Origin of the sequence: Pseudomonas citronellolis (assembly GCF_001586155.1) — a bacterium.
In the GTDB taxonomy this organism is placed as follows: Bacteria; Pseudomonadota; Gammaproteobacteria; order Pseudomonadales; family Pseudomonadaceae; genus Pseudomonas; species Pseudomonas citronellolis.
Genome location: NZ_CP014158.1, coordinates 3,644,246 through 3,669,071, shown reverse-complemented (window position 1 = coordinate 3,669,071; position 24,826 = coordinate 3,644,246). Strand labels below are relative to the sequence as shown.

Annotated in this window: 20 protein-coding genes; 12 read left to right on the top strand and 8 right to left on the bottom strand. The window is 68.1% G+C overall.

Annotated elements, in window-relative coordinates; all coding sequences use genetic code 11:
* The first annotated feature begins 27 nt into the window (after positions 1-27).
* Positions 28-2,184: a type I secretion system permease/ATPase gene (locus tag PcP3B5_RS15985; protein ID WP_061561834.1), complete on the top strand. Its 2,157-nt coding sequence runs from the start codon at positions 28-30 to the stop codon at positions 2,182-2,184.
* Entirely contained in the window at positions 2,174-3,544 is a 1,371-nt protein-coding gene (locus tag PcP3B5_RS15980) for an HlyD family type I secretion periplasmic adaptor subunit (RefSeq protein ID WP_061561833.1), read from the top strand. Before PcP3B5_RS15985 ends, PcP3B5_RS15980 begins: the two co-directional genes overlap by 11 nt.
* 401 nt (positions 3,545-3,945) lie before the next feature.
* Here PcP3B5_RS15980 and PcP3B5_RS15975 read toward each other — a convergent pair whose 3' ends face one another.
* Positions 3,946-4,413 (bottom strand): YbaK/EbsC family protein, encoded by a 468-nt coding sequence (locus tag PcP3B5_RS15975; RefSeq protein ID WP_009622248.1) that lies wholly within the window; start codon positions 4,411-4,413, stop codon positions 3,946-3,948.
* A 263-nt stretch (positions 4,414-4,676) separates the two neighbouring features.
* On the opposite strand from PcP3B5_RS15975, the gene PcP3B5_RS15970 reads away from it, so the two are divergent.
* The 6 genes from PcP3B5_RS15970 (at position 4,677) to pcaD (ending at position 9,629) form a co-directional block, all read left to right on the top strand.
* Positions 4,677-5,102 carry a YciI family protein gene (locus PcP3B5_RS15970; protein ID WP_009622245.1) on the top strand — a complete coding sequence of 142 codons (426 nt, stop codon included), beginning with the start codon at positions 4,677-4,679 and terminating at the stop codon, positions 5,100-5,102.
* An 18-nt stretch (positions 5,103-5,120) separates the two neighbouring features.
* Complete coding sequence (locus tag PcP3B5_RS15965; RefSeq protein WP_009622243.1) at positions 5,121-5,534, top strand: VOC family protein; 414 nt, start codon at positions 5,121-5,123, stop codon at positions 5,532-5,534.
* A gap of 362 nt (positions 5,535-5,896) precedes the next feature.
* Positions 5,897-6,745 carry a CoA transferase subunit A gene (locus PcP3B5_RS15960; protein ID WP_061561832.1) on the top strand — a complete coding sequence of 283 codons (849 nt, stop codon included), beginning with the start codon at positions 5,897-5,899 and terminating at the stop codon, positions 6,743-6,745.
* Positions 6,745-7,527, top strand: a complete 783-nt coding sequence (locus PcP3B5_RS15955; RefSeq protein ID WP_061561831.1) for a CoA-transferase subunit beta — start codon at positions 6,745-6,747, stop codon at positions 7,525-7,527. The genes PcP3B5_RS15960 and PcP3B5_RS15955 overlap by 1 nt, the downstream gene beginning before the upstream one ends.
* On the top strand, positions 7,524-8,729 hold the full coding sequence (gene pcaF, locus PcP3B5_RS15950; RefSeq protein ID WP_061561830.1) for a 3-oxoadipyl-CoA thiolase: 1,206 nt from the start codon (positions 7,524-7,526) through the stop codon (positions 8,727-8,729). Before PcP3B5_RS15955 ends, pcaF begins: the two co-directional genes overlap by 4 nt.
* 111 nt (positions 8,730-8,840) lie before the next feature.
* The gene (gene pcaD, locus PcP3B5_RS15945; protein ID WP_061561829.1) at positions 8,841-9,629 is read left to right on the top strand and encodes a 3-oxoadipate enol-lactonase; all 789 of its coding nucleotides are present in this window, start codon (positions 8,841-8,843) and stop codon (positions 9,627-9,629) included.
* Between the two features lie 225 nt (positions 9,630-9,854).
* Here pcaD and PcP3B5_RS15940 read toward each other — a convergent pair whose 3' ends face one another.
* Positions 9,855-10,514, bottom strand: coding sequence for a DsbA family oxidoreductase (locus PcP3B5_RS15940; RefSeq protein WP_061561828.1), 660 nt, complete (start codon positions 10,512-10,514; stop codon positions 9,855-9,857).
* Positions 10,515-10,959: 445 nt separating this feature from the next.
* A complete protein-coding gene (locus tag PcP3B5_RS15935) occupies positions 10,960-11,847 on the bottom strand; it encodes a LysR family transcriptional regulator (protein WP_061561827.1) in 888 nt (295 codons plus the stop codon).
* A 135-nt stretch (positions 11,848-11,982) separates the two neighbouring features.
* Here PcP3B5_RS15935 and PcP3B5_RS15930 point away from each other — a divergent pair, with 135 nt between their 5' ends.
* On the top strand, positions 11,983-13,143 hold the full coding sequence (locus tag PcP3B5_RS15930; protein ID WP_061561826.1) for a M20 metallopeptidase family protein: 1,161 nt from the start codon (positions 11,983-11,985) through the stop codon (positions 13,141-13,143).
* 130 nt (positions 13,144-13,273) lie between these two features.
* Positions 13,274-14,764, top strand: coding sequence for an AbgT family transporter (locus PcP3B5_RS15925; RefSeq protein ID WP_061561825.1), 1,491 nt, complete (start codon positions 13,274-13,276; stop codon positions 14,762-14,764).
* Between the two features lie 36 nt (positions 14,765-14,800).
* Here PcP3B5_RS15925 and PcP3B5_RS15920 read toward each other — a convergent pair whose 3' ends face one another.
* The 3 genes from PcP3B5_RS15920 to PcP3B5_RS15910 all read right to left on the bottom strand — a co-directional run bounded on the left by PcP3B5_RS15920 (position 14,801) and on the right by PcP3B5_RS15910 (position 18,811).
* The gene (locus tag PcP3B5_RS15920; protein WP_061561824.1) at positions 14,801-17,209 is read right to left on the bottom strand and encodes a TonB-dependent receptor; all 2,409 of its coding nucleotides are present in this window, start codon (positions 17,207-17,209) and stop codon (positions 14,801-14,803) included.
* Between the two features lie 124 nt (positions 17,210-17,333).
* Positions 17,334-18,308 carry a FecR domain-containing protein gene (locus PcP3B5_RS15915; RefSeq protein WP_058070899.1) on the bottom strand — a complete coding sequence of 325 codons (975 nt, stop codon included), beginning with the start codon at positions 18,306-18,308 and terminating at the stop codon, positions 17,334-17,336.
* Positions 18,308-18,811, bottom strand: coding sequence for a sigma-70 family RNA polymerase sigma factor (locus PcP3B5_RS15910; RefSeq protein ID WP_058070898.1), 504 nt, complete (start codon positions 18,809-18,811; stop codon positions 18,308-18,310). Before PcP3B5_RS15910 ends, PcP3B5_RS15915 begins: the two co-directional genes overlap by 1 nt.
* A 251-nt stretch (positions 18,812-19,062) precedes the next feature.
* Here PcP3B5_RS15910 and fusA point away from each other — a divergent pair, with 251 nt between their 5' ends.
* Complete coding sequence (gene fusA / locus PcP3B5_RS15905) at positions 19,063-21,171, top strand: elongation factor G (protein ID WP_043316676.1); 2,109 nt, start codon at positions 19,063-19,065, stop codon at positions 21,169-21,171.
* A gap of 374 nt (positions 21,172-21,545) precedes the next feature.
* Here fusA and PcP3B5_RS15900 read toward each other — a convergent pair whose 3' ends face one another.
* Positions 21,546-22,334, bottom strand: a complete 789-nt coding sequence (locus tag PcP3B5_RS15900; protein ID WP_058070897.1) for a carbon-nitrogen hydrolase family protein — start codon at positions 22,332-22,334, stop codon at positions 21,546-21,548.
* A gap of 16 nt (positions 22,335-22,350) precedes the next feature.
* Complete coding sequence (locus tag PcP3B5_RS15895; RefSeq protein WP_058070896.1) at positions 22,351-24,033, bottom strand: flavin monoamine oxidase family protein; 1,683 nt, start codon at positions 24,031-24,033, stop codon at positions 22,351-22,353.
* 265 nt (positions 24,034-24,298) lie between these two features.
* Between PcP3B5_RS15895 and PcP3B5_RS15890 the strand changes: the two genes are divergently transcribed.
* Positions 24,299-24,727, top strand: a complete 429-nt coding sequence (locus PcP3B5_RS15890; protein WP_058070895.1) for an Lrp/AsnC family transcriptional regulator — start codon at positions 24,299-24,301, stop codon at positions 24,725-24,727.
* Positions 24,728-24,826 lie beyond the last annotated feature (99 nt).

Below are 24,826 nucleotides of genomic sequence, written 5' to 3'. Positions count from 1 at the left end.
CGCGCCCAACCCCCGGAGTAGCCCCGCGTGGATCAGGAAACCAGCCGAGTCCCCTTGAGTCGTGATCCGCGCGTCCTGCTGGACGACCCCTTGCTGGACAGCCTGCTGAGCCTCTGCGCGCTGCACCGCAAGCCGGCCAGCCGGGCCATGCTCACCAGCGGCCTGCCGCTGCCCGGGCAGCGCCTGTCCGCCGAGCTGTTGCCGCGCGCGGCGGCCCGCGCCGGCCTCCAGGGGCGCCTGCTGCGGCGGCCGCTGGAGCGCATCCCGGCCATCGCGCTGCCGGCCATGCTGCTGCTGCGCGACGGCCGCTGCGCCGTGCTGCTGGGCTGGGAGGCCGGCGGCGAGGCGCGCCTGCTGCTCAGCGAGAGCGACGGCGGCGAGGTGCGGGTAGCCCGCGAGCTGCTGGCCGAGGACTACGCCGGCCAGGCCTTCTTCGCCCAGCCGCAGCACCAGCACGACCTGCAGCACGGCGAGATGATCCCGCGCGCGCGGCGCTGGTTCCGCGACACTCTGCTGCGCTCGCGCTGGTTGTACGTCGACGCGGTGGCGGCCAGCCTGCTGATCAACCTCATCGCCCTGGCTGCGCCGCTGTTCGTGATGAACGTCTACGACCGCGTGGTGCCCAACCAGGCCGCCGCCACCCTGTGGGTGCTGGCCGTCGGCATCAGCGGCGCCTACCTGTTCGACCTGCTGCTCAAGACCTTGCGTGGCCTGTGCCTGGACCTGGCCGGCAAGAAGACCGACCTGATCATCAGCGCGACGCTCTTCGAGCGCATCGTCGGCATGGACTTGAAGCAGCGCCCGGCGCGGGTCGGCAGCTTCGCCCAGAACATCCACGAGTTCCAGACGCTGCGCGACTTCCTCGCCTCGCTGACGCTGACCAGCCTGATCGACCTGCCGTTCACCCTGCTGATCCTGCTGGTGATTGGCATCATCGGCGGGCCGCTGGTGTTCGTCCCGCTGCTGGCTTTCCCGCTGGCCGCCGGCATCGGCTGGCTGCTGCAGAAGCCGCTGGTGGAAACCATGAACCGCACCATGGCCCTGGCCGCCGAGCGCCAGTCGAGCCTGATCGAGACCCTCGCCGGGCTCGACGCGGTCAAGGTCAACAACGCCGAGAGCGAGCGCCAGTACCTGTGGGAGCAGACCATCGGCACCCTCGGCCGCCTGGAGCTGCGCGTCAAGCTGCTGTCCAGCCTGGCGATGAACCTGACGCTGCTGATCCAGGCCCTGGCCGGGGTGGTGATGATCATCGGTGGCGTCTACCTGATCATCGCCGGCGACCTCAGCATGGGTGGCCTGATCGCCTGCTACATGCTCAACGGCCGCGCCCTGGGCCCGCTGACCCAGCTTTCCGGGCTGATCCAGCGCTACCAGCAGGCGCGCCTGACCATGCACAGCACCGACCAGATGATGGCCCTGGAGCAGGAGCGCAACAGCAGCGAGCGCCCGCTGAGCCGCCAGCAGCTGCGCGGCGGCATCGAGCTGCGCCAGCTGAACTTCGCCTACCCCAACCAGCAGGTCGAGGCGCTGCACGACATCAACCTGGTGATCCGCCCTGGCGAGAAGGTCGGCATCATCGGCCGCAGCGGCTCGGGCAAGAGCTCCCTGGCCAAGCTGATCGTCGGCCTGCACCGTGCCGACAGCGGCAGCCTCTTGGTGGATGGCGTCGACACCCGCCAACTGGACGTCAGCGACCTGCGCTACAACATCGGCTACCTGCCCCAGGACATCAACCTGTTCAGCGGCAGCCTGCGCGACAACCTGGTGGCCGGCGCGCGCTACGTCGACGACGAGACGGCGCTGCGCGCCGCCGAGCTGGCCGGTGTGCACGAGTTCGCCCGGCTGCACCCGCAGGGCTACGAACTGCAGGTGGGCGAGCGCGGCCTGAACCTCTCCGGCGGCCAGCGGCAGAACGTCGCCCTGGCCCGCGCGCTGCTGCTGGACCCGCCGATCCTGCTGCTGGACGAGCCGACCAGCTCCATGGACAACGCCGGCGAAGAACTCCTGAAGCAGCGCCTGCAGCCGCTCATCGCCGACAAGACGCTGCTGCTGGTCACCCACCGCGCCTCCATGCTCAGCCTGGTGGAGCGCCTGGTGATCGTCGACCGCGGGCGGATCATCGCCGACGGGCCGAAGGACGTGGTGCTGGACGCATTGAAGAAGGGGCAGATCAGTGTCGCTTAATCCGTTCGGCCTCTTCGGCCAGTCCATCCGCGGCTATTTCCGTGGCAGCGAAGACCTTTCCGGGCAGCCGCTGCCGGAAGTCAGCAAGGCCCTGGTGGAGGACGCCCCGCGGGTGGTGCGCCTGACCATCTGGGCGCTGGTCGGCTTCGCCCTGTTCCTCGGCCTCTGGGCGCACTTCGCCGAGATCGACGAGGTGACCCGCGGAGAAGGCAAGGCGATTCCCTCGTCCAAGGTGCAGAAGATCCAGAACCTGGAGGGCGGCATCGTCTTGCAGATCTTCGTTCACGAAGGCCAGGTGGTACAGGCCGGCGAATCGCTGATGCGCCTGGACCCGACGCGCTTCCAGTCCAACGTCGGCGAGACCGAGGCCGACCGCCTGGCCATGTTCCTGCGCGTGGAGCGCCTTTCCGCCGAGGTGGAGGACCGCGAGCTGCGCATCCCCGACGACGTCCGCGCCAAGGTCCCGGGCCAGGCCGGCAGCGAGGAGGCGCTGTTCCAGAGCCGCCAGCAGCAGCTCAAGGACGAGGTCGCCGGCCTGGAGCAGCAACTGGTGCAGAAGCAGCAGGAGCTGCGCGAGTTCGCCTCCAAGCAGGCGCAGTACCGCAACAGCCTGGAGCTGCTGCGCCAGGAGATCGCCATGTCCGCGCCGCTGGTGGGGCAGGGCGCCATGTCCCAGGTGGAGCTGCTGCGCCTCAAGCGCGCCGAGGTGGAGAACCGCGGCCAACTGGACGCCACCAGCCTGGCCATCCCCCGCGCCGAGGCGGCGATCAAGGAAGTCGAGCGCAAGGTCGCCGAGACCCGCGCGCGCTTCCGCAGCGACGCGCTCAAGGAACTCAACGAGGCGCGCACCGACCTGAGCAAGGCCGAGGCCACCGGCAAGGCCCTGGAGGACCGGGTCAATCGCACCCTGGTCACCTCGCCGGTGCGCGGCATCGTCAAGCAGCTGCTGGTGAACACCATCGGCGGGGTGATCCAGCCGGGCAGCGACCTGGTGGAAATTGTCCCGCTGGACGACACCCTGCTGGTGGAAGCGCGCATCCGCCCGCAGGACATCGCCTTCCTGCACCCCGGGCAGAAGGCCATGGTCAAGTTCACCGCCTACGACTACACCATCTACGGCGGCCTGCCGGCGGAACTGGAGCAGATAGGTGCCGACACCGTCACCGACGAGGACGGCAACAGCTTCTACCTGATCAAACTGCGCACCCGCAAAAGCCACCTGGGCAGCGACGAGAAACCGCTGCTGATCATCCCCGGGATGGTCGCCAGCGTGGACATCATGACCGGCAAGAAGAGCATCCTCAGCTACCTGCTCAAGCCCATCCTGCGGGCGCGGGCCGAAGCGTTGCGGGAGCGTTGAGGCGTAACCGCTGGACGCTGGCATTTTCGTAGGAGCGAGCTTGCTCGCGAACTGTGTTTCCCGGCGGCTGCAGTGCTTTCGGTGGACTCCGTACCCTCTCCCCAACCCTCTCCCTGAAGGGAGAGGGGGCTGGTCCGTGCCGAGAGGAGGCCTGGTTTCAGCCGGCAGCCACGGTGCTAGCCGGCTGATTCCAGAACATCAGCGTCTGCCCAACGGTCCTCTCTCCCTTCAGGGATAGGGGCTGGTCCGTGCCGAGAGGAGGCCTGGTTTCAGCCGGCAGCCACGGTGCCAGCCGGCTGACTCCAGAACATCAGCGTCTGCCCAACGGTCCTTTCTCCCTTCAGGGAGAGGGCGCTCTTCGTGCTCTTCGAATGCTCCCGCCCCTCAACCCCCACATGACCTCAGACCGGCTCCTGACAGACATCCACCCAATCAGCCTCGACCAGGCTCGCCAGGCGCTCCGGGGCGATGCGCACGGCGCTGTGCAGGGCGCCGGCCGCCGGCAGCACTTCGTCGAAGGCGCGCAGCGACACGTCGCAGTACACCGGCAGCGGGCTGGCCAGGCCGAAGGGGCAGACGCCGCCCACCGGGTGGCCAGTGAGTTCCACCACTTCCTCGGCGCCGAGCATCTTCGCCTTGCCGCCCAGGGCTTCCTTGAGCTTGCGGTTGTCCAGGCGGGCGTCGCCGCGGGCGACCACCAGCACGGTGCGCTCGCCCACCCGCAGCGACAGCGTCTTGGCGATGCGCCCCGGCTCCACGCCGTGGGCCTCGGCGGCCAGGGCGACGGTGGCGGTGCTGGTGTCCAGTTCGATGATGGCGATGTCGGGGGCCTTCTCGGCGAAGAAGGCGCGGACCGATTCCAGGCTCATGCTGGGGCTCCTTGCTCGGGATTTCTCGGGAACCGGCCAATCTAGGGCCTCGGGCGGCGGGCGTCCAGCCTGGCGCGTGCGTTCGTCGCGCCGGCTTGCCCGGTCGCCGGGCCTGTCTATCGTTCTTCCTGTTTGCCGCCACCACCGCCCAGGCGCTGCCGACGAACGGTCTGCGCTGTTGTCGATTGCGCCCCGCGCGCATCGACTACCAGGCAGAGCGGGGCAGTGGGCCCACTCGACTTCACGAGAAGAGGAGAACCACCATGCGCTTCATGGCGATAGTCAAGGCCACCGCGGATTCGGAGGCCGGCGTCATGCCCTCGGAAGAACTGCTGACGGCCATGGGCAAGTTCAACGAGGAGCTGGTCGCCGCCGGGGTGATGCTCGCCGGCGAAGGCCTGCAGCCCAGTTCGAAGGGCGCCCGGGTGCGTTTCGACGGCGCCTCGCGCACGGTCGTCGACGGCCCCTTCGCCGAGACCCGCGAGCTGATCGCCGGCTTCTGGCTGCTGCAGTGCGATTCGCTGCAGGAATGCATCGACTGGATCAAGCGCTGCCCCAGCCCCTTCGACGGCCCGTCGGAGATCGAGATCCGCCAGGTCTTCGAGGCCGAGGACTTCGGCGCCGAATTCACCGAGGAACTGCGCGAGCAGGAAGAACGCCTACGCGCCCGCATCGCCGGCAAGGACTGAGCCGGCAGGAGACTCCAGATGAAAATCCAGGCCTACCTGATCTTCGACGGCAACTGCGAGCAAGCCTTCACCCGCTACGCCGAGGTGCTTGGCGGCAAGCTGCCGATGCTCATGCGCTTCAAGGACGCCCCGGATATGGGGCAGACTCCAGCCGACGCCGCCGACCGCGTGATGCACGTGCGCCTGGAGGTGGGCGACCAGGTGCTGATGGGCTCGGACAACTGCCCGCCGATGCCCTACGAGGGCACCAAGGGCGTGTCCGTCTCCCTGCAGGTGGACAGCAAGGCCGAAGCCCGGCGCATCTACGAGGCCCTGAGCGAAGGCGGCCAGGTCACCATGGAACTGCAGCAGACCTTCTGGGCCGCCGCCTTCGCCATGTTCACCGACCGCTTCGGGGTGCCCTGGATGATCAACTGCGAGCAGGACCGCTGATAGGCATATGCCTCCACCGTAGGAGCGCGCCATGCGCGATCGCGGGCATGGCCCGCTAGCGCACGAACGATCATGGCTTTTCGTAGGATGGTGTTGAGCGAAGCGATACCCATCAGCGCAACCGCATGGGTTTCGCAAGCTCAACACCATCCTACGAAGAGCGCCTCGGCGCGGCCTGCAAGACAGTTTCTCCTGCGCGTCCCTGGTCATTTTCGTGGTTTGGGCGGTAGGGGCCTGTAGGTTGGAATTGTTCGATAACCGCACCGATAGTCGATAATCGCATTGTTTGGCCCCCGGCCCCGGCGCTACTGTCTTGCCCATCGGCATCCACGGATGCCCTGGACCCCAAGACGAGACCGACAATGGCTGAACTCCTGACCCTGCGCGAAGCGGTCGAGCGTTTCGTGAACGACGGCGATACCGTCGCCCTCGAAGGCTTCACCCACTTGATCCCCACCGCCGCTTCCCACGAACTCATCCGCCAGGGCAAGAAAGACCTGCACCTGGTGCGCATGACTCCCGACCTGGTCTACGACCTGCTGATCGGCGCCGGCTGCGCCCGCAAGCTGACCTTCTCCTGGGGCGGCAACCCCGGCGTGGGCTCGCTGCACCGCCTGCGCGACGCGGTGGAGAAGGGCTGGCCGCAGCCGCTGGAAATCGACGAGCACAGCCACGCCGACCTGGCCAACTCCTACGTCGCCGGCGCCTCCGGCCTGCCGTTCGCCGTGCTGCGCGCCTACGCCGGCTCCGACCTGCCGAAGGTCAACCCGAACATCAGGTTCATCAACTGCCCGTTCACCGGCGAGCAGCTGGCCGCCGTGCCCTCGGTGCGCCCGGACGTCACCGTGATCCACGCGCAGAAGGCCGACCGCAAGGGCAACGTGCTGCTGTGGGGCATCCTCGGCGTGCAGAAGGAAGCCGCCCTGGCCGCCAAGCGCTGCATCGTCACCGTGGAAGAGATCGTCGACGACCTCAACGCGCCGATGAACGCCTGCGTGCTGCCGACCTGGGCGCTGTCCGCCGTCTGCCACGTGCCCGGCGGCGCGCACCCGTCCTACGCCCACGGCTACTACGAGCGCGACAACCGTTTCTACCAGGCCTGGGACCCGATCGCCCGCGACCGCGAGACCTTCACCGCCTGGATCGACACCTACATCCGCGGCACCAAGGATTTCGCCGAGTTCCAGAAGAAAATCGCGGAGGGCAAATGATGAGCGCCTACAGCACCAATGAAATGATGACCGTGGCCGCCGCCCGCCGCCTGAAGAACGGCGCGGTCTGCTTCGTCGGCATCGGCCTGCCGTCCAAGGCCGCCAACCTGGCGCGCCTGACTTCCTCGCCGGACGTGGTCCTGATCTACGAATCCGGCCCCATCGGCGCCAAGCCCAGCGTGCTGCCGCTGTCCATCGGCGATGGCGAACTGGCCGAAACCGCCGACACCGTGGTGCCCACCGGCGAAATCTTCCGCTACTGGCTGCAGGGCGGGCGCATCGACGTCGGCTTCCTCGGCGCCGCCCAGGTGGACCGCTTCGGCAACATCAACACCACCGTCATCGGCGACTACGACAGGCCGAAGGTGCGCCTGCCCGGCGCCGGCGGCGCCCCGGAGATCGCCGGTTCCGCCAAGGAAGTGCTGATCATCCTCAAGCAGTCGCACCGCACCTTCGTCGACAAGCTGGCCTTCATCACCTCGGTTGGCCATGGCGAGGGCGGCGACCATCGCCAGCAGCTCGGCCTGCCCGGCAAGGGCCCGGTGGCAATCATCACCGACCTGTGCATCATGGAGCCGGAGGCTGGCAGCAACGAATTCATCGTCACCTCGCTGCACCCGGGCGTGAGCCGCGAGCAGGTGATCGAGAACACCGGCTGGGCCATCCGCTTCGCCGAGCAGGTCGCCGAGACCGTGGCGCCCACCGAGGTCGAGCTGCAAGCCCTGCGCGCCCTGGAAGCCCGCACCGCGGCCGCCCACGGCCAGCAAGGGGGTGAGGAATGAGCCGCGAGGTCTACATCTGCGACGCCGTGCGCACGCCCATCGGCCGCTTCGGCGGCGCGCTCTCGGCGGTGCGCGCCGACGACCTGGCGGCCACCCCGATCAAGGCCCTGGTCGAGCGCAACCCGCAGGTCGACTGGGCGCAGCTGGACGAGGTCTACCTCGGCTGCGCCAACCAGGCCGGCGAGGACAACCGCAACGTCGCGCGCATGGCGCTGCTGCTGGCCGGCCTGCCGGAAAGCATCCCCGGCGTGACCCTCAACCGCCTCTGCGCCTCGGGCATGGACGCGGTGGGCACAGCCTTCCGCGCCATCGCCAGCGGCGAGATCGAGCTGGCCATCGCCGGCGGCGTGGAATCCATGTCCCGCGCGCCCTATGTGATGGGCAAGGCGGACAGCGCCTTCGGCCGTGGCCAGAAGATCGAGGACACCACCATCGGCTGGCGCTTCATCAACCCGCTGATGAAGGCCCAGTACGGCGTCGATGCTATGCCGCAGACCGCTGACAACGTCGCCGACGACTACCAGGTCAGCCGCGCCGACCAGGACGCCTTCGCCCTACGCAGCCAGCAACTGGCCGGGCGCGCCCAGGCCGCCGGCTACTTCGCCGAGGAAATCGTCCCGGTGGTGATCAAGGGCCGCAAGGGCGAGACCGTCGTCGACACCGACGAGCACCCGCGCCCGGACACCACCGCCGAAGCCCTGGCCAGGCTCAAGCCGGTCAACGGCCCGGACAAGACCGTCACCGCCGGCAACGCCTCGGGCGTCAACGACGGCTCGGTGGCGCTGATCCTGGCTTCCGCCGAGGCGGTGAAGAAACATGGCCTGAAACCCCGCGCCAAGGTGCTGGGCATGGCCAGCGCCGGCGTCGCCCCGCGGGTGATGGGCATCGGCCCGGTGCCGGCGGTGCGCAAGCTGCTGGAGCGCCTGAACCTGGCGGTGGGCGACTTCGACGTCATCGAACTGAACGAAGCCTTCGCCGCCCAGGGCCTGGCGGTCACCCGCGAGCTGGGCATCGCCGACGACGACGCGCGGGTCAACCCCAACGGCGGCGCCATCGCCCTCGGCCACCCGCTGGGCGCCAGCGGCGCCCGCCTGGTCCTGACCGCCGTGCACCAGCTGGAGAAGAGCGGCGGCAAGCGCGGCCTGTGCACCATGTGCGTGGGCGTGGGGCAGGGCGTTGCGCTGGCTGTCGAGCGCGTCTGAACGGTCGTCACTCCCGGTAGGATGGGTGGAGCGCAGCGATACCCATCTTCCTGGCAAAATCCCCGACGCCCGCCCCGAGCGGGCGTCGTTCCTGATTCAACGGAGTCCCCGATGCCTACCGTCAAGCTCGCCGACGGCGAACTGAATTACCTCCTCGAAGGCCCGGCCGGCGCGCCGGTGCTGGTGCTGTCCAACTCCCTGGGCACCGACCTGCACATGTGGGACGCGCAAATCCCGGCCTTCACCCAACACTTCCAGGTGCTGCGCTACGACACCCGCGGCCACGGCGTCTCGCTGGTCAGCGCAGGCCCCTACAGCATCGAGCAGCTCGGCCGCGACGTGCTGGCCCTGCTGGACGCGCTGAACATCGCCAGGGCCAGCTTCTGCGGCCTGTCCATGGGCGGCCTGATCGGCCAGTGGCTGGCGATCAACGCCCCCGAGCGCATCGAGCGCCTGGTGCTGTGCAACACCGCCGCGAAGATCGGCACCCCGGAAGTCTGGAATCCGCGCATCGACACCGTGCTTTCCGGTGGCGCCCAGGCCATGCGCGACCTGCGCGACGCCTCCATCTCGCGCTGGTTCACCGCCGACTTCGCCGAGGCCCAGCCGGGCAAGGTCGAGCCCATCGTGGCCATGCTGGCGCAGACCTCGCCGGAAGGCTACGCGGCCAACTGCGCCGCGGTGCGCGACGCCGACTTCCGCGAGCAGCTGGGCGCCATCCGCGCGCCGACCCTGGTCGTCTGCGGCAGCGGCGACCCGGTGACCACCACCGAGCACGGCCGCTTCATGCAGGAACGCATCCAGGGCGCCGAGCTGGTGGAATTCCACGCCGCGCACCTGTCCAACGTCCAGGCCGGCGAGGCCTTCAGCGACAAGGTGCTGGCCTTCCTCCGCGCTTGATGCGCCTGTCTTGCCGACTGCACCGAGGTGCTTTCGTAGAATGGGTTGAGCTTGCGATACCCATCGGACCCTGGTGATGGGTATCGCTTCGCTCAACCCATCCTACGGGGTGCCAGCCGCGGTGTGTCCATGTAGGAGCGCGCCCTGCGCGCGAATCGCGGGCAGGGCCCGCTTTACGTAGCAGGCGAGCATGGATTCTCGTAGGAGCGTCTTGGCGTAGCCGGCTTACGGCATCGGCTCGGATTTCTCGGCCACCTGGCGCAGGGCCTTTTCGTAGTAGTCGGCCGATTGCGCGCCGGAGATCAGCTGGCGGCCGTTGATGATCACCGCCGGCACGGCGCGGATGCCGTGGCTGGTGAAGAATTCCTCTTCCTCGATCACTTCGCTGGCATAGGCGTCGCTGTCGAGGATCTCGCGGGTGCGCACTGGGTCCAGGCCGATGCTGGTGGCCAGGTCCAGCAGTTCCTCGCTGTCGCTGATGTTGCGCCCTTCGCCGAAGTAGGCGTGCAGCAGCGCCTGCTTCAGCGCCAGGTCGCGGCGCTGTTCGGCGGCCCAGTGCAGCAGGCGGTGGGCGTCGAAGGTGTTGTAGATGCGCTGGCGCTTGTGCAGGTCGAAGTGGAAGCCGACTTCCTCGCCGAAGTCGCGGATGCGCTTGTGGTTGCTGGCGATGTCTTCGGCGCTGCTGCCGTACTTGCGCTGCAGGTGCTCGACCAGGTCCTCGCCTTCGGCGGGCATGTCGGCATTGAGTTCGAAGGGCTTGATCTGCAGTTCGACGTCGATCTCGCCTTCGACGCGCTGGATGGCTTCGAGCAATCCGCAAAGGCCGATGGCGCACCAGGGGCAGACTACGTCTGAGACGAAATCGAGGGTGATGGCTTCGCGCATACGGGCGATCTCCGCCTTGGGGTTTCGGTGTTCAAGCATGGACCTTTTTGCCCTGGGTGATCCAGTGCCGGCGGGGAGTGGTGTAGCTACTCCTCTCTGATGACTTTATGTTTTATTTTTATCTATTTGATATATAAGGAATATTTATATTCTAGAAATGACTTTAACTCAGGCGTGCTTCCAACTGCCCAGGTACAGGCTACAGGCCTTGCCTTACCTGGACTCCGGCGCGATGGCGGGATGCGGAGGAAGTGACTGAGCGTGAGACTATTTCTCTATGTCAATCATAAGCTATTGATATTCAATGATTTATCATGCAAATGTGCAGGTTATTCCTGCCGGAAATCGTATATTCGACATTAGAAATGAAATGCAACCTACTGAAAATAATGGAATTATTTTCGAGGTTTGCTAGCTGTCCTGCCCACGCCCCGGCAACCCGCCCTCACTCGATCGCCCGATCGAGGAAACCCAGGAATTCGACGATGGCGGCAGGCAGATGGCGCCCCTGCAGGGTGACGATCTGCAGCACGCTGGCCTGCATGGTGTCGTCCGCCACCGGCACCGCGACCACGCCTTCGGGCAGGTTGCCGCCCCGGCTGCCCAGGGAACTGATGAACATCAGCGTCCCGGCCGCCAGGGCGAAGGCCTTCAGGCTTGCCATGGAGTTGGTGGTGAATACCGGCTCCATGGACAGCCCCTGGGTGGCCAGCGCGGTGTCGACCAGTTGGCGCTGCGTGCGCTGCTGGTCCGGCAGGGCCATGGGCTCGGACGCCAGGTCGGCCAGGGTGACCTGTTCCCGCGTGGCCAGCGGATGGTCGCGCGGCACCAGCACGTGCATCGGCCGGCGCACGATGCGTTCCACCTTCACCCCGGCCGGCGCGGAATAGCTGTAGGTGATGCCGATGTCGGCGCTGCCGTCGCCGACGCGCGCGCAGATATCCGCCGAGTTGCCCACCCAGACGTGGAAGCGCACGCCCGGGTAGGTGCGGCGGTAGTCCGCGAGTATCCGTGGCAGCCAGTCGATGGCGAAGCCCTCGTAGGCCGCCAGGCGCACCAGGCCGCGGTGCGGGCCCTGCAGTTCGCGCACGTCCGCCAGGGCCCTTTCGGTGTCCAGGGCGATGCGCCTGGCGCGCTGGGCCAGCAGTTCGCCGGCCGGGCTGAGCAGCATGCCGCGCGGCCGCCGTTCGAACAGCTCGACACCCAGTTCCTGTTCCAGGCGGGCGATTTGCCGGCTGATCGCCGAGCCGGAGACGTGCAATCGGGCCGAGGCCTCGGTGATGGAGCCGCTGCGAGCCACTTCCAGGAAGTAACGCAGGGCTAGATGCTGCATGGCGGTTGTGCTTTGCATAAAAGGCAAGGGTGGCTGCGAATTAATGAAATTGTGGCATCGCGCGCGGACTGCTAACAATCCTCGCCGACAGACCGGGCAGAACAACAACAACGAAACCCCTCTGGGAGATCATCGATGTCCGTATTCACCGGCGAGGCGATTGCCGAGGCCACCGCCATCCGCCAGCAACTGCACAGCCACCCCGAACTCAAGTACGAAGAGCACGCCACCGCCGACCTCGTCGCCGCCTTCCTGCGCCGCCATGGCTACGAGGTGCGCACCGGCGTGGCCGGGACCGGCGTCGTCGCGCTGCTCGATACCGGCCGCCCCGGCCCCACCATCGGCCTGCGCGCCGACATGGATGCCTTGCCGATCCAGGAAGACACCGGGTTGCCCTATGCCTCGCGGACGCCGGGCAAGATGCACGCCTGCGGCCACGACGGACACACCGCCTCGCTGCTGCTGGCCGCCGGCCGGCTCGCCCGGCACCACGACCATCTTCGCGGGCGCATCAAGCTGCTGTTCCAGCCCGCGGAGGAAGGTGGCCTGGGCGCCGAACGAATGATCGAGGAGGGCGCGCTGGAGGGCGTCGAGGCCATCTTCGGCTACCACAACCGCCCGGGCTATCCGCTGGGCCGGGTGTTCGCCAAGGCCGGGCCGAGCATGGGCGGCAGCTCGCTTTACGAGGTCATCATCAGCGGCAAGGGCGGCCACGCCTCGCGCCCGGACCTGGCCATCGACCCGATCTTCGTCGGCGCGGCGGTGGTCCAGGCGCTGCAGGGCGTGGTCGGCCGCCGCCTGTCGCCGCTGGAGTCCGGGGTGGTGACGGTCACGCAGTTCCATGGCGGCAACAGCCAGAACGTCATCCCCGGCCAGGCGACGCTGATGATCAACACCCGCGACGGCTCGCCGGCAGCCGCCGCGGTGATCGACGAGACGCTGCGCCGCGTCGTCGCCCAGGTCTGCCAGGCCCATGGCGCCAGCGCCGAGCTGGCGCGGACGATGCGCATCCCGGCGCTGGTCAACGATGCCGCCGAAACCGCCTTCGTGGTGGAAACCGCCATCGACGCCCTCGGCGCGGACAAGGCGGGCTACATGCACCAGCTTCCCACCATGGGGGCGGAAGATTTCGCTTTCTACCTGGAGAAAGTGCCGGGTTGCTATTTCTTCGTCGGCAACGGCGAGGACGGCGCCTACCTTCACCATCCGCACTACGACTATCGCGACGAAATCCTGCCCGTCGCGGCGGGCATGTTCGTCGCCATCGCCGAGCGGCGCCTCGGGGCCAATCCCTGAGCGAAGGCACTCACGGGCCCGCGCCGCGCCGCCATCCTGCGGCGGCGCCGAGGCGGGCCATCCGGCAACCCGTGCAGGCCAGCTTCGCCGCGCCCCCGAGCGGCCGGCGGCTGGCAAAGGAAAATTCACCATGCAGCGTTTCTTCAACGCCATCGAGCGGGCGGGCAACAAGCTCCCGCACCCGGTCGTCCTGTTCGCCTGGCTGTGCCTGGGCGTCGCGCTCCTGTCCTGGGCGCTGGCGGCGTCCGGGGTGTCCGGCGTCCATCCCAAGACCGGCGACCTGGTCACGGTCAGGAGCCTGGTTTCCGGCGAGGGCCTGGTCTTCGCACTGACCTCGGTGGTCAGGAACTTCGTCAGCTTCCCGCCGCTGGGCGCGGTGCTGGTCATCCTGCTGGCCATCGGCGTGGCCGACAAGACCGGGCTGGTCGGGGCGCTGATGCAGGTGAGCGTGATGAAGGCCCCGCGCTACCTGACCACCTTCGTCATCTTCCTCGTCGGCATGTGCAGCCACGTGGCCGCCGACGCCGCCTTCGTCATCCTCATCCCGCTGTCGGCGATGATCTTCCAGGCCACCGGGCGCAACCCCCTGGTCGGCGCGGTGACCGGCTTCGTTGCGGTGGGGGCGGGCTACGATGCCAGCCTGCTGATCACCCCGACCGACGTGATCCTCTCCGGGATCACCACCAGCGCGGCGCAGACCATCGACCCCGCGGCCTACGTCTCGCCCATCGACAACTACTATTTCGTCGCCTGTTCCGCCGTGCTGCTGTCGGTGATCGGCGCCTTCATCATCGAGCGCGTCGTCGAGCCCCTGGCCGGCCCGTACCGCGGCAGCGTGGTGGTCGACATCCAGCCGATCAGCGCGCGGGAGCTCAAGGGGCTGAAGCGCGCCGGCTGGGCGGCGTTGGTGCTGGCCGCCCTGGTCCTCGCCGCGGTGCTGCCGGCCGGCTCGCCGCTGCGCAACCCCGAGGGCGGGCTGGTGCCTTCGCCGTTCCTCACCAGCGCGGTGGCCGTTTTCGCCATCTTCTTCCTGGTCCTGGGCTGGGTCTACGGCCGCAGCGTGGGGAAGATCGGCGACGCCCGCGATGCCATCGGCTTCATGGCCGAGGCGATCAAGGAGCTGGCGCCGACCCTGGTGCTGTTCTTCGCCATCTCGCAGTTCCTCGCCTGGTTCAAGTGGACGCACCTGGGCGAATGGATCGCCGTCGGCGGCTCGCACCTGCTCGACAGCAGCGGCTTCGGCGGCATCCCGCTGGTGCTGGCGTTCCTGGGCCTGGTGACGCTGATGAACCTGTTCATCACCTCGGGTTCGGCGCAGTGGTCGCTGATGGCCCCGATCTTCGTGCCGATGCTGATGCTGGTGGGCTTCGAGCCGGCCTTCGTGCAGGCGGCGTACCGCATCGCCGATTCCTCGACCAACATAGTCACGCCCATGAGCCCCTACTTCAGCCTGTGCCTGGCCTTCCTGCAGCGCTACCAGAAGGATGCCGGGATCGGCACCCTGGCGTCGATGACCATTCCGGTGGCCCTGGGCTTCCTGCTGTGCTGGACGCTGTTCCTCATCCTCTGGATGGAGCTGGGGCTGCCGATAGCCCCCGGTGTGGGCCTGTATCTCGACTGAACGAGGGCCGGGCGAGCGCGCGCCCGGCCCGCGGCTTCAGAAGTCGACGGTGGCGGACACCCGCAGGGTGCGCGGCTCGCCCTGGGTCAGGTAGCCGCCGATGGTGGAGGCCCAGTAGTCCTCGTTGGCGACGTTTTCCAGGTTGGCGCGCAGGGTCACCTCGCGCTGCTCGACCTTGAAGCGGTAGCGGGCGCCCAGGTCGACGCGGGTCCAGGCCGGGATGCTGAGGTTGTTGGCCTGGTCCAGGTACTGGCCGCCGGTGCGCAGCAGGCGGCCATTGAGCGCCAGGCCGTCGAGGCCGGGCACGTCCCAGTCGGCGCCGAGGTTGTACTGGAAGCGCGGCACGCCGATGGCGCGGTTGCCGTCGTTGGCGCCGCCGGCGGTGTTGCGCAGCTCGGTGTCGATCCAGGTGGCGCCGGCCAGCAGGCGCAGGCCTTGCAGCGGTTCGCCGAACAGGTTCAGCTCGACGCCGCGGTTGCGTTGTTCGCCATCGACGCTGAAGACCTTGGTGTCCGGGTCGGTGACGCTGGTGGGCTGTTCGATGCGGTAGAACGCCAGGTTGCCGCCGTAGCTGCCGAAGTCCAGCTTGGCGCCCACTTCGATCTGCTTGGAGCGCTGCGGGGCGAACACCTCGCCGACGTTGACCGCGGTGGAGGGCGCGGTGGGGCCGGCGGCCAGGCCTTCGATGCGGTTGGCGTACAGCGACAGGTAGTCGGTGGGCTTGACCACGATGCCGTACACCGGCGTGGTGATGGACTCGCGGTAGTCGGCGTTGCGCACGCCGGCGTAGCTCCAGCCGTCGGTGCCGATGCTCTGGCGGCGCACGCCGAGGGTCAGCAGCACGCGGTCGTCGAGAAAGCCCAGGGTGTCGGAGGCGGCGGCGCTGCGGTTGCGCGTCTTGCCGACGATGCCGGGGTCGTTGTAATCGCCGCCGGAGTAGGTGGTGGCCGGCTTGGCAACCTGCACGGGGCGGTACAGGTTGGCCGGGTACTTGCTCAGGGCCATGCGGTAGGCGCTGCGCTGCTCGGCCCAGATGCCGGCCAGGCCGAGGTTCAGCTGGTGGCTCACCGCTCCGGTGTGGAAGCGGCCGTTGAGACCGGCCATGGCGCTCTTGTTGTCCTCGTCGTGGGTGGCGTCCATGGTGCCGCCGCCGGCGGTTCCGGCGTTGTCGCTCAGGGTCAGCGAGGAGTAGCTGCCGTTCTCGCGGGTGTGCTTGGCACCGCCGGAGAGGTAGACCGTCCAGTTGTCGTTCAGGTCGTACTCGCCGCGGAACATGCCGTAAGTGTCTTCCAGCTGCGAGTAGCTCCAGGCCTGGCCGTAGTTGCTGTCGGCGTCGGGCGCGTGGGGGATGCTGGTGACGCCGCTGCCGACGTAGACCACCGGGCGGCCCTGGTTGATGCGCTGCTTCTGGTAGCCGAAGTCGCTGCTCAGGCGCAGGCGTTCGCCGCGGTAGTCGAGGTTGACGCTGGCCAGCTTGTAGCGCTGGGCGTTGTCGTCGATGGCGCTGTCGCCTTCGCGCTGGGCCAGGTTGAGCCGCGCGCCGAAGCGGTTGTCTTCGCCGAAGCGCTGGCCCAGGTCGAGGTGTTCGCCGACCTGGCTGTCGCTGCCGTAGTCCAGGGCGAAGCTGCGCGTGGGGACGTCCTCGGCGTGCTTGGTCTGCAGGTTCACCGCGCCGCCGATGCCGCTGCCGCTGGGCGTCACGCCGTTGATGAAGGCGTTGGAGCCCTTGAACAGCTCGACGCGCTCCAGCGACTCGGTGCCGATGATCTGCCGCGGCGTCACGCCGTACAGGCCGTTGAGCGAGACGTCGTCGGTGCTCAGCGGCAGGCCGCGGATGACGAAGATCTGCGAGAAGTTGCCGTAGCCGTTGCCCTGGCGCACCGCGGCGTCGTTGAGCAGCACGTCGCCGACGGTCTGCGCCTGCTGGTCCTTGATGGCCTGCGCGGTATAGCTGGAGAAGGCGAAGGGCACGTCCTGCATGTCCTGGTTGCCCAACATGCCCAGCCGGGCGCCGCGGGCCACCTGGCCGCCGGCATAGGCCGGCGGCAGTTCGCCGGGGGCCTGGGCCACGGCGCTGACGGTGGTGACGCCCATCTCCAGGGCCTCGCCGTCCCGGGCGATGGGCTCGACGCCGTAGCCGCTGGGCTTGCGCACCAGGCGGTAGCCGCTGCCTTCCAGCAGGCGCATCAGGCCGTCCTCGGCGTCGTAGCTGCCTTTCAGGCCGTCGCTGTGGCGGGCGTTCAGCGTGGCGGCCTCGAAGGCCAGGGGCACGCCGGCCTGGGCGGCGAAGCGGGCCAGCACCTCGCCCAGCGGGCCGGGGGCGATGTCGTACTGGCGCTGCACGCTGGCGGTTTCCGCGGCCAGGGCGGGCAGGGTGGCGCCCTGTAGGGCGAGGCCGATGGCCAGGGCGAGGGTGTGGGACTTCAGGCGGAGGCGGGTGGTCATGCGGTGATCCTGTCGGCGCGAGGAGTGAATGAGGTGTTTCCTCCTTCACCGGACGAGCAGGAAAAAGGTGTCATGGTGGATGAAAAATTTTTCGGGGGTCGTTGGGGCGGCGTAGCGGCGGGGTTCAGGCGGGCTCCAGGGTCACCCAGTAGCGCGTCAGGCTGCTGACCTTCAGCGGCAGCATGTCGGCCAGCAGGCGCAGGCCGGCGTCGTCGTTGCCCAGGGGGATGGCACCGCTGACGCGCAGCCCGGCCAGCTGGGGCGCGCAGCGCAGTACGCCGTTGCGGTAGCGGCCCAGTTCGGCCAGCAGGGCGTCCAGGCGCATGTCCTGGGCCAGCAGCATGCCGTTTTCCCAGCTGCTGGCATTGGCGTCCGCCGTCTGCACGGCCTGCAGGGCGCCGGCGCTGAACAGCAGTTGCTGGCCGGCCTCGACCTGGCGCCGCGCGGCGGTGGCGAAGGGTTCCACGGCGACGCTGCCTTCCAGCACGGCCACCCGGCACGTCTCGCCCAGGTCGCGCACGGCGAAGCGCGCGCCGGCGGTGCGCAGCAGGCCCTGGCGGCTTTCCACCAGGAACGGCCGCGGCGCGGGCGCCGGGTCGGCGTGGGTGGCGACGAGGATTTCGCCGTCGAGCAGGCGCAGGCGGCGTTCCCGCGGGCTGAAGCGGATGTCCACGGCGCTGCCGGTGTTGAGCGTCAGCAGGCTGCCGTCGGGCAGTTGCACGCGCTTGCGCTCGCCAGTGGCGGTGCGCTGGTCGGCGCTCCATTCGGCCCAGGGCAGCTGGCGCGCGCCCAGCCAGGCCGCGGGCGCCACCGCCAGCAGCAGGCCCAGGCGGTTGAGCATCTGCCGCCGGCTCAGGCCGCGTTCGCCCAGGTGTTGCAGGCTCTGCCGGCCCATGCCCGGCGGCAGTTGCTGCAGGCCGCCGAGCAGGCTTTCGGCGCGGCGCCAGGCTTCGGCGTGCTGCGCGCTACGCCCGCGCCATTGCTCGATGGATTGCTCGATGGCCCGCAGGTCGGCGGCGCTGGCCGGGCGTTCGCCCAGGCGCACCAGCCAGTCGGCGGCTTCGCCGAGGATGCGCGGGTCCAGCGTCTGCTCGTGCATCAGGCCAGGCTCAGGCAGGCGATGAAGGCCGCGCGCATGTAGCGCTTGACGGTCGCCAGGGACAGGCCCAGGCGCTCGGCGATGGCCGGGTAGGTGAGGCCGTCCAGCTGCGCGAGCAGGAAGGCTTCGCGGGTGAGGGCGGGCAGTTCGCCCAGCGCCGCATCGATGCGCTCCAGGGTTTCCAGGATCAGTTCGCGGGCCTCCGGGCCGGGGGCCAGTTCCTCGGGCAGCGCGGCGAGGGCTTCGAGGTAGGCGCGTTCCAGTTCCTGACGGCGCCAGCGGTCCACCAGCAGGCCCTTGGCGATGTGGGTGAGCAGGGCGCGCGGGCGATCGCCGACGTCGCTCAGCGGCCGGCGCAGCAGGCGCAGGAAGGTGTCCTGGGCCAGGTCGGCGGCATCCCAGGCGTTGCCCAGGCGGCCGCGCAGCCATTGCTGCAGCCAGCCGTGGTGGCGTTCGTAGAGGGTGTGCAGGTGCTGGTCGGCGGAGGGTTCGGCGAATGCCACGGTGTCGTGCGCCAGATGATCATTTGCGAATGACTCTCATTTTATGTCGGTTCCGCCGCGCGGCGCAATGCCGTGATGCCGCAGCCGGTCGGCGCATGTGCCGGGCGCCGTCATCGGCACTGGAATTGCCGCGCAGACGCGCTACCTTGAGCCTGTCCCGAATGCATAATTCGAGGGTTTGCCTTCTTCGGCGGACGGCTTTGCCGTTCGCGGTCGAAACCTCAAGTCATCCAGCAGAAACGGAGCACATCATGGCTCGCACCACGCCCATCGAGCTTTATCGCAACATCGGCATAGTCGCGCACGTGGACGCCGGCAAGACCACAACCACCGAGCGCATCCTGTTCTACACCGGGGTCAACCACAAGATGGGCGAGGTGCACGACGGGGCGGCGACCATGGACTGGATGGTGCAGGAGCAGGAGCGCGGCATCACCATCACCTCGGCGGCCACCACCGCCTTCTGGCAGGGCTCGACCAAGCAGTACCCGCACAAGTACCGCTTCAACATCATCGACACCCCCGGCCACGTCGACTTCACCATCGAGGTGGAGCGCTCGCTGCGCGTGCTCGACGGTGCCGTGGTGGTGTTCAGCGGCGCCGACGGCGTCGAGCCGCAGTCCGAGACGGTGTGGCGCCAGGCCAACAAGTACCACGTGCCGCGCCTGGCCTACGTGAACAAGATGGACCGCCAGGGCGCCGACTTCCTGCGCGTGGTCGAGCAGATCAAGCGGCGCCTGGGCCACAACCCGGTGCCGATCCAGCTGGCCATCGGCGCGGAGGAGAACTTCAACGGGCAGATCGACCTGGTGAAGATGAAGGCCATCTACTGGAACGACGACGACCAGGGCACCAGCTACCGCGAGGAACCGATCCCCGCCGAGCTGCAGGCGCTGGCCGAGGAGTGGCGCGCGCACATGATCGAGGCCGCCGCCGAGGCCAACGACGAGCTGATGAACAAGTACCTCGAGGGCCAGGAGCTGAGCCTGGAGGAAATCAAGGCCGGCCTGCGCCAGCGCACCCTGGCCAACGAGATCGTCCCGGCGGTGCTGGGTTCCTCGTTCAAGAACAAGGGCGTGCCGCTGGTGCTGGACGCGGTGATCGACTACCTGCCGGCGCCCTCGGAAATCCCGGCGATCAAGGGCACCCACCCGGACGACGAGGAGAAGCACGACGAGCGCCACGCCGACGACAACGAGCCGTTCTCCTCGCTGGCCTTCAAGATCGCCACCGACCCCTTCGTCGGCACCCTGACCTTCACCCGCGTCTACTCCGGCGTGCTGAGCAGCGGCGACGCGGTGCTCAACTCGGTGAAGGGCAAGAAGGAGCGCGTCGGGCGGATGGTGCAGATGCACGCCAACCAGCGCGAAGAGATCAAGGAAGTGCGCGCCGGCGACATCGCCGCGCTGATCGGCATGAAGGACGTCACCACCGGCGACACCCTGTGCGCCATCGACAAGCCGATCATCCTCGAACGCATGGACTTCCCCGACCCGGTGATCTCGGTGGCGGTGGAGCCGAAGACCAAGGCCGACCAGGAGAAGATGGGCATCGCCCTGTCCAAGCTGGCACAGGAAGACCCGTCGTTCCGCGTGAAGACCGACGAGGAGACCGGGCAGACCATCATTTCCGGCATGGGCGAGCTGCACCTAGACATCATCGTCGACCGCATGCGCCGCGAGTTCAACGTCGAGGCCAACATCGGCAAGCCGCAGGTGGCCTACCGCGAGGCGATCCGCAAGAAGTGCGAGATCGAGGGCAAGTTCGTCCGCCAGTCCGGCGGGCGCGGCCAGTTCGGCCATTGCTGGATCCGCTTCGAGCCGGGCGACGAGGGCAAGGACGGCCTGGAGTTCCACAATGAGGTGGTCGGCGGGGTGATCCCGCGGGAGTTCATCCCGGCGATCCAGAAGGGCATTGAGGAGCAGATGCAGAACGGCGTGCTCGCCGGCTACCCGCTGATCGGCCTGAAGGCCACGGTGTACGACGGCTCGTACCACGACGTCGACTCCAGCGAGATGGCCTTCAAGATCGCCGCCTCCATGGCCACCAAGCAGCTCTCGCAGAAGGGCGGCGCGGTGCTGCTGGAGCCGGTGATGAAGGTCGAGGTGGTGACCCCCGAGGACTACATGGGCGACGTGATGGGCGACCTGAACCGCCGCCGCGGCCTGATCCAGGGCATGGAAGACACCCCGGCGGGCAAGGTGATCCGCGCCGAGGTGCCGCTGGGCGAGATGTTCGGCTACGCCACCGACGTGCGCTCCATGTCCCAGGGGCGCGCCAGCTACTCGATGGAGTTCACCAAGTACGCCGAGGCGCCGGCGAACATCGCCGATGCCATCGTGAAGAAGAACAACGGGTGAGCCTGCGCTTCACGCGCAGGCCGCGCCGAGGCGCTTTGCGTAGGATGGGTTGAGCTTGCGATACCCATGCTGCCGTGGTGATGGGTATCGCTTCGCTCAACCCATCCTACGGGCCTGCGATTCGCGCGCAGAGCGCGCTCCTACAGGGTGTGGTGTGGGTGGGGCGGCGTAGCGGATCTTATCCGCGATCCGCGCCGGAACGTCCGGCTATCGCGGACAAGGTCCTACGTTCCAGGAAGCACGGCTTTTCGTAGGATGGTGTTGAGCGAAGCGATACCCATCGCCGCAACCGCATGGGTTTCAAGCTCAACCCATCCTACGAAGAGCACCTCGGCGCAAGACAGGGGGGAGGGGTGTACCTTGCAGCCGCTCCATCAGGACCGATACAGCATCGGCCTGCGCAGCCGCAGGTAGCTGTAGCCCTCGCGGACCATGGCGATGCGTTCCGGCTCAAGGTCGGCGATCAGCAGTTCCCCGGCCTGTTTCGCCCGGGCCATCACCTGGCCGTCCGGGGCCACCACGCAGCTCAGGCCGCAGTATTCCAGCTCGCCTTCGCTGCCCTGGAAGTTGGCGTAGGCGAGGAACACCTGGTTCTCGTAGGCGCGGGTGGGCACCAGCACCTGGCAGACGAACTCGTAGGGATGCATGTTGGCCGTCGGCACCAGCACCAGGTCGGCGCCGGCCAGGGCCAGGGTGCGCACGGCCTCGGGGAACTCGACGTCGAAGCAGATCAGCAGGCCGAGCTTCCAGCCGTCCAGCTCGACGATCGCCGGCGGCTCGTCCGAGGGGCTGAACTGGTCGCGGTCAAGGTCGCCGTACAGGTGCGTCTTGCGGTAGTTGGCGCGGCGCTCGCCGCGGCGGTTGATCAGTTGCACGCTGTTGAACGGCGCGCCGGCCGGGTTGCTTTCCGGGTAGCCGTAGAGGATGCCGACGTCGAACTCCCGGGCGATCCCCGCCACCGTCTCGGCGATGGCGCCGTCGGCGGCTTCGGCCAGGGCGGCGACGCGTTCGGCGCCGATGTTGTAGCCGCTGGCGAACATTTCCGGGCAGACCAGCAGGTCCGCGCTCTGGGCGGCCGCGCGTTGCGCGGCCTCCCGTAGCCGGCGCAGGTTGCCGGCGAGGTCGTTGGGCCCCGGGGGGCACTGGTAGAGGGCGAGGCGCATGGCGCTTCCTCCTTGGTCAGTCGGGCAGGGCCACGGGGCCCAGTTCGGCATAGCGGTCGCCGGGGCCGGGGTTGTCCGGGTGGGTGGCGCCGCCGAAGTGGTGCAGGATGCCCCACACAGCGTTCAGCGAGGTCTGTACCGCGCCTTCGACCCAGGCCGGGGTCCAGGATACATCGTCGCCGGCGATGAAGATGCCGCGCTGCTCGGCGGGCAGGTCGTCCTGCATGAAGTGCGAGTACATGCGGTGGTTGTAGCGGTAGTGGCCGGGCAGGGCGCCCTTGAAGGCGCCGAGGAAGTGCGGGTCGGCCTCCCAGGACACGGTGATGGGGTTGCCGATCACGTGGCTGGCGATGTCCACCTTCGGGTAGACCTTCTTCAAGGCATCCAGCGCAAGCTGCACGCGCTTCTCCACTGGGTGCGGCAGCATCTTCATGGCGTCGCTCATCCAGGAGTAGGACAGGCAGATCACCCCGGGCTTGTCGTCGCCATTGTCGAACAGGTAGGTGCCGCGGGTCAGGCGGTCGGTGAGGGTCATGCTCATGACGTCGCGGCCGGTCTGCGGGTCCTTGTCCTTCCAGAACGGCCGGTCGACCATGACGAAAGTCTTCGACGACTGCATGTAGCGGGTGCGGTCCAGGGCCATCCACATTTTCTGCGAGAACAGCGCTTCCTCGCATTCGATCTGGGTGGTCAGCAGCCAGCTCTGGCAGGTGGTCAGCACCGCGGCGTATTCGCGGGTGTCGCCCCAGTAGTCGGTGACCGCCAGGTTGCCGCTGGCGGCGCGGGCGATCTTCTTCACCCCCGGGCGCGGCGCGCCATTGTGCAGTTTGGCCAGGGAGGTGCCGGCCGGCCAATGCGCGCAGCGCTCCGGCACGTGGTTCCAGATGCCGCGCGGCACCTGCTCGACGCCACCGACCACCAGGTGCTGGTGGTCGTCGCAGTTGGTCATCACCACGCGGAAGATCTCCAGCATGGAGTTGGGGAAGTCCGAGTCCCAGCCGCCGGTGCCGAAGCCGACCTGGCCGAAGATTTCGCGGTGATGGAAGGACAGCCGCGAGAAGGCCTTGGAGGTGGCGACGAAGTCATAGAAGGTGCGGTCGTCCCACAGCGGCACCAGTTCGTCCCACAGCGCCTTGAGCTTGACGGTGTCGCGTTCGCGGATGGCGTCCTGAATCTCGGAGAAGCGCGCGCCGTCCTCCAGGGCGTCGGCCCAGGCCTGGGCGACCTCGCGGAAGATCTGCGGCAGGTCGTCGATCTTCTCCGCGTAGTGGCTGGTGCCTTCCAGGTCCACCACGGTGCTGCCGGAGGCCGGCGTCAGCGGGTTGGGGAAGGGTTTGGTCTCAAGACCCAGCTTGTCCACGTAGTGGTAGAAGGCCGTGCTGGAAACCGGGAAGCGCATGCCGCCGAGTTCTGCGATGACGCCCTCGGCGCCCTCAAAGGGCTCCGAACGCAGCCGGCCGCCCAGCTTGGAGGCCTCGTAGACCACCGGTTTCAGGCCCAGCTTCATCAGTTCGTAGGCCGCCACCAGCCCGGCGATGCCCGCACCGACGATGGCCACTTCCTGGCCGTGGTTGTGCGCCGGGATGCTGCCCAGGCCCGCCGGGTGTTCCAGCCAGTCGTCGAAGGCGAAGGGGAAGTCCGGGCCGAAGATGGTCACCGGTTGCTTGCCGGGGGTATGGGGGTGGCGGTTGTTGTGCATTTATCTCTCCCAAGGATTCTGGCGTGCCTGGCCCTTGTTCCAGCATTGCCCAGGCAGGTGTCTCTTGCACCGCCGCACGCGCTCCGCAGCCGGCCTTCCGATGGATGGCGCGAACGCGGAGAGGGCAAGCCTGGCCAGGCTTGTCGGCCGGCCCTGGCGGGCCGGCGCTGGTGCACATGGTGGCAAAGCCGGTCGTTGAAATGAATCCGCCAATCTGCAAAATGACGGAGCTATTCCAGGCAATTCAACCAATGGATTCGACAAAATGACGAGAAACGCCGATGCGGCCCTGCTCAGCCTCCTGCGCGCCAATGCCCGCGAGTCGGTTTCCGAGCTGGCGCGCAAGCTCGGGGTGTCGCGCTCCACGGTGCAAAGCCGGATCGAGCGCCTGGAGCAGCAGGGCATCATCAGCGGCTATTCGATCAAGGTGGCCGACAGCTACGCGCAGTCGCTGGTGCGCGCCCACGTGCTGGTGACGGCGCTGCCCAAGCTGTCGCACCCGGTGGTGCAGGCGCTGGAGAAGATTCCCGAGGTGAAGACGCTGCACTCGGTGAGCGGCCAGTTCGACATGATCGCCATTGTCGAGGCCCTGTCGATCCGCGACCTGGATGCCTTGCTCGACCGCATCGGCGCGCTGGACGGGGTGGAGCGCACCATGTCGTCGATCATTCTCTCCACCCGCATCGACCGCTAGGGCGGCAATGGACTCCCGCTATTGCCCGGCATTGGCTATTCGGCGGCCCGGCAACGACGGCTAAGGTAGCTCCATTCCCGCAACCGGCGGGCCCCACTG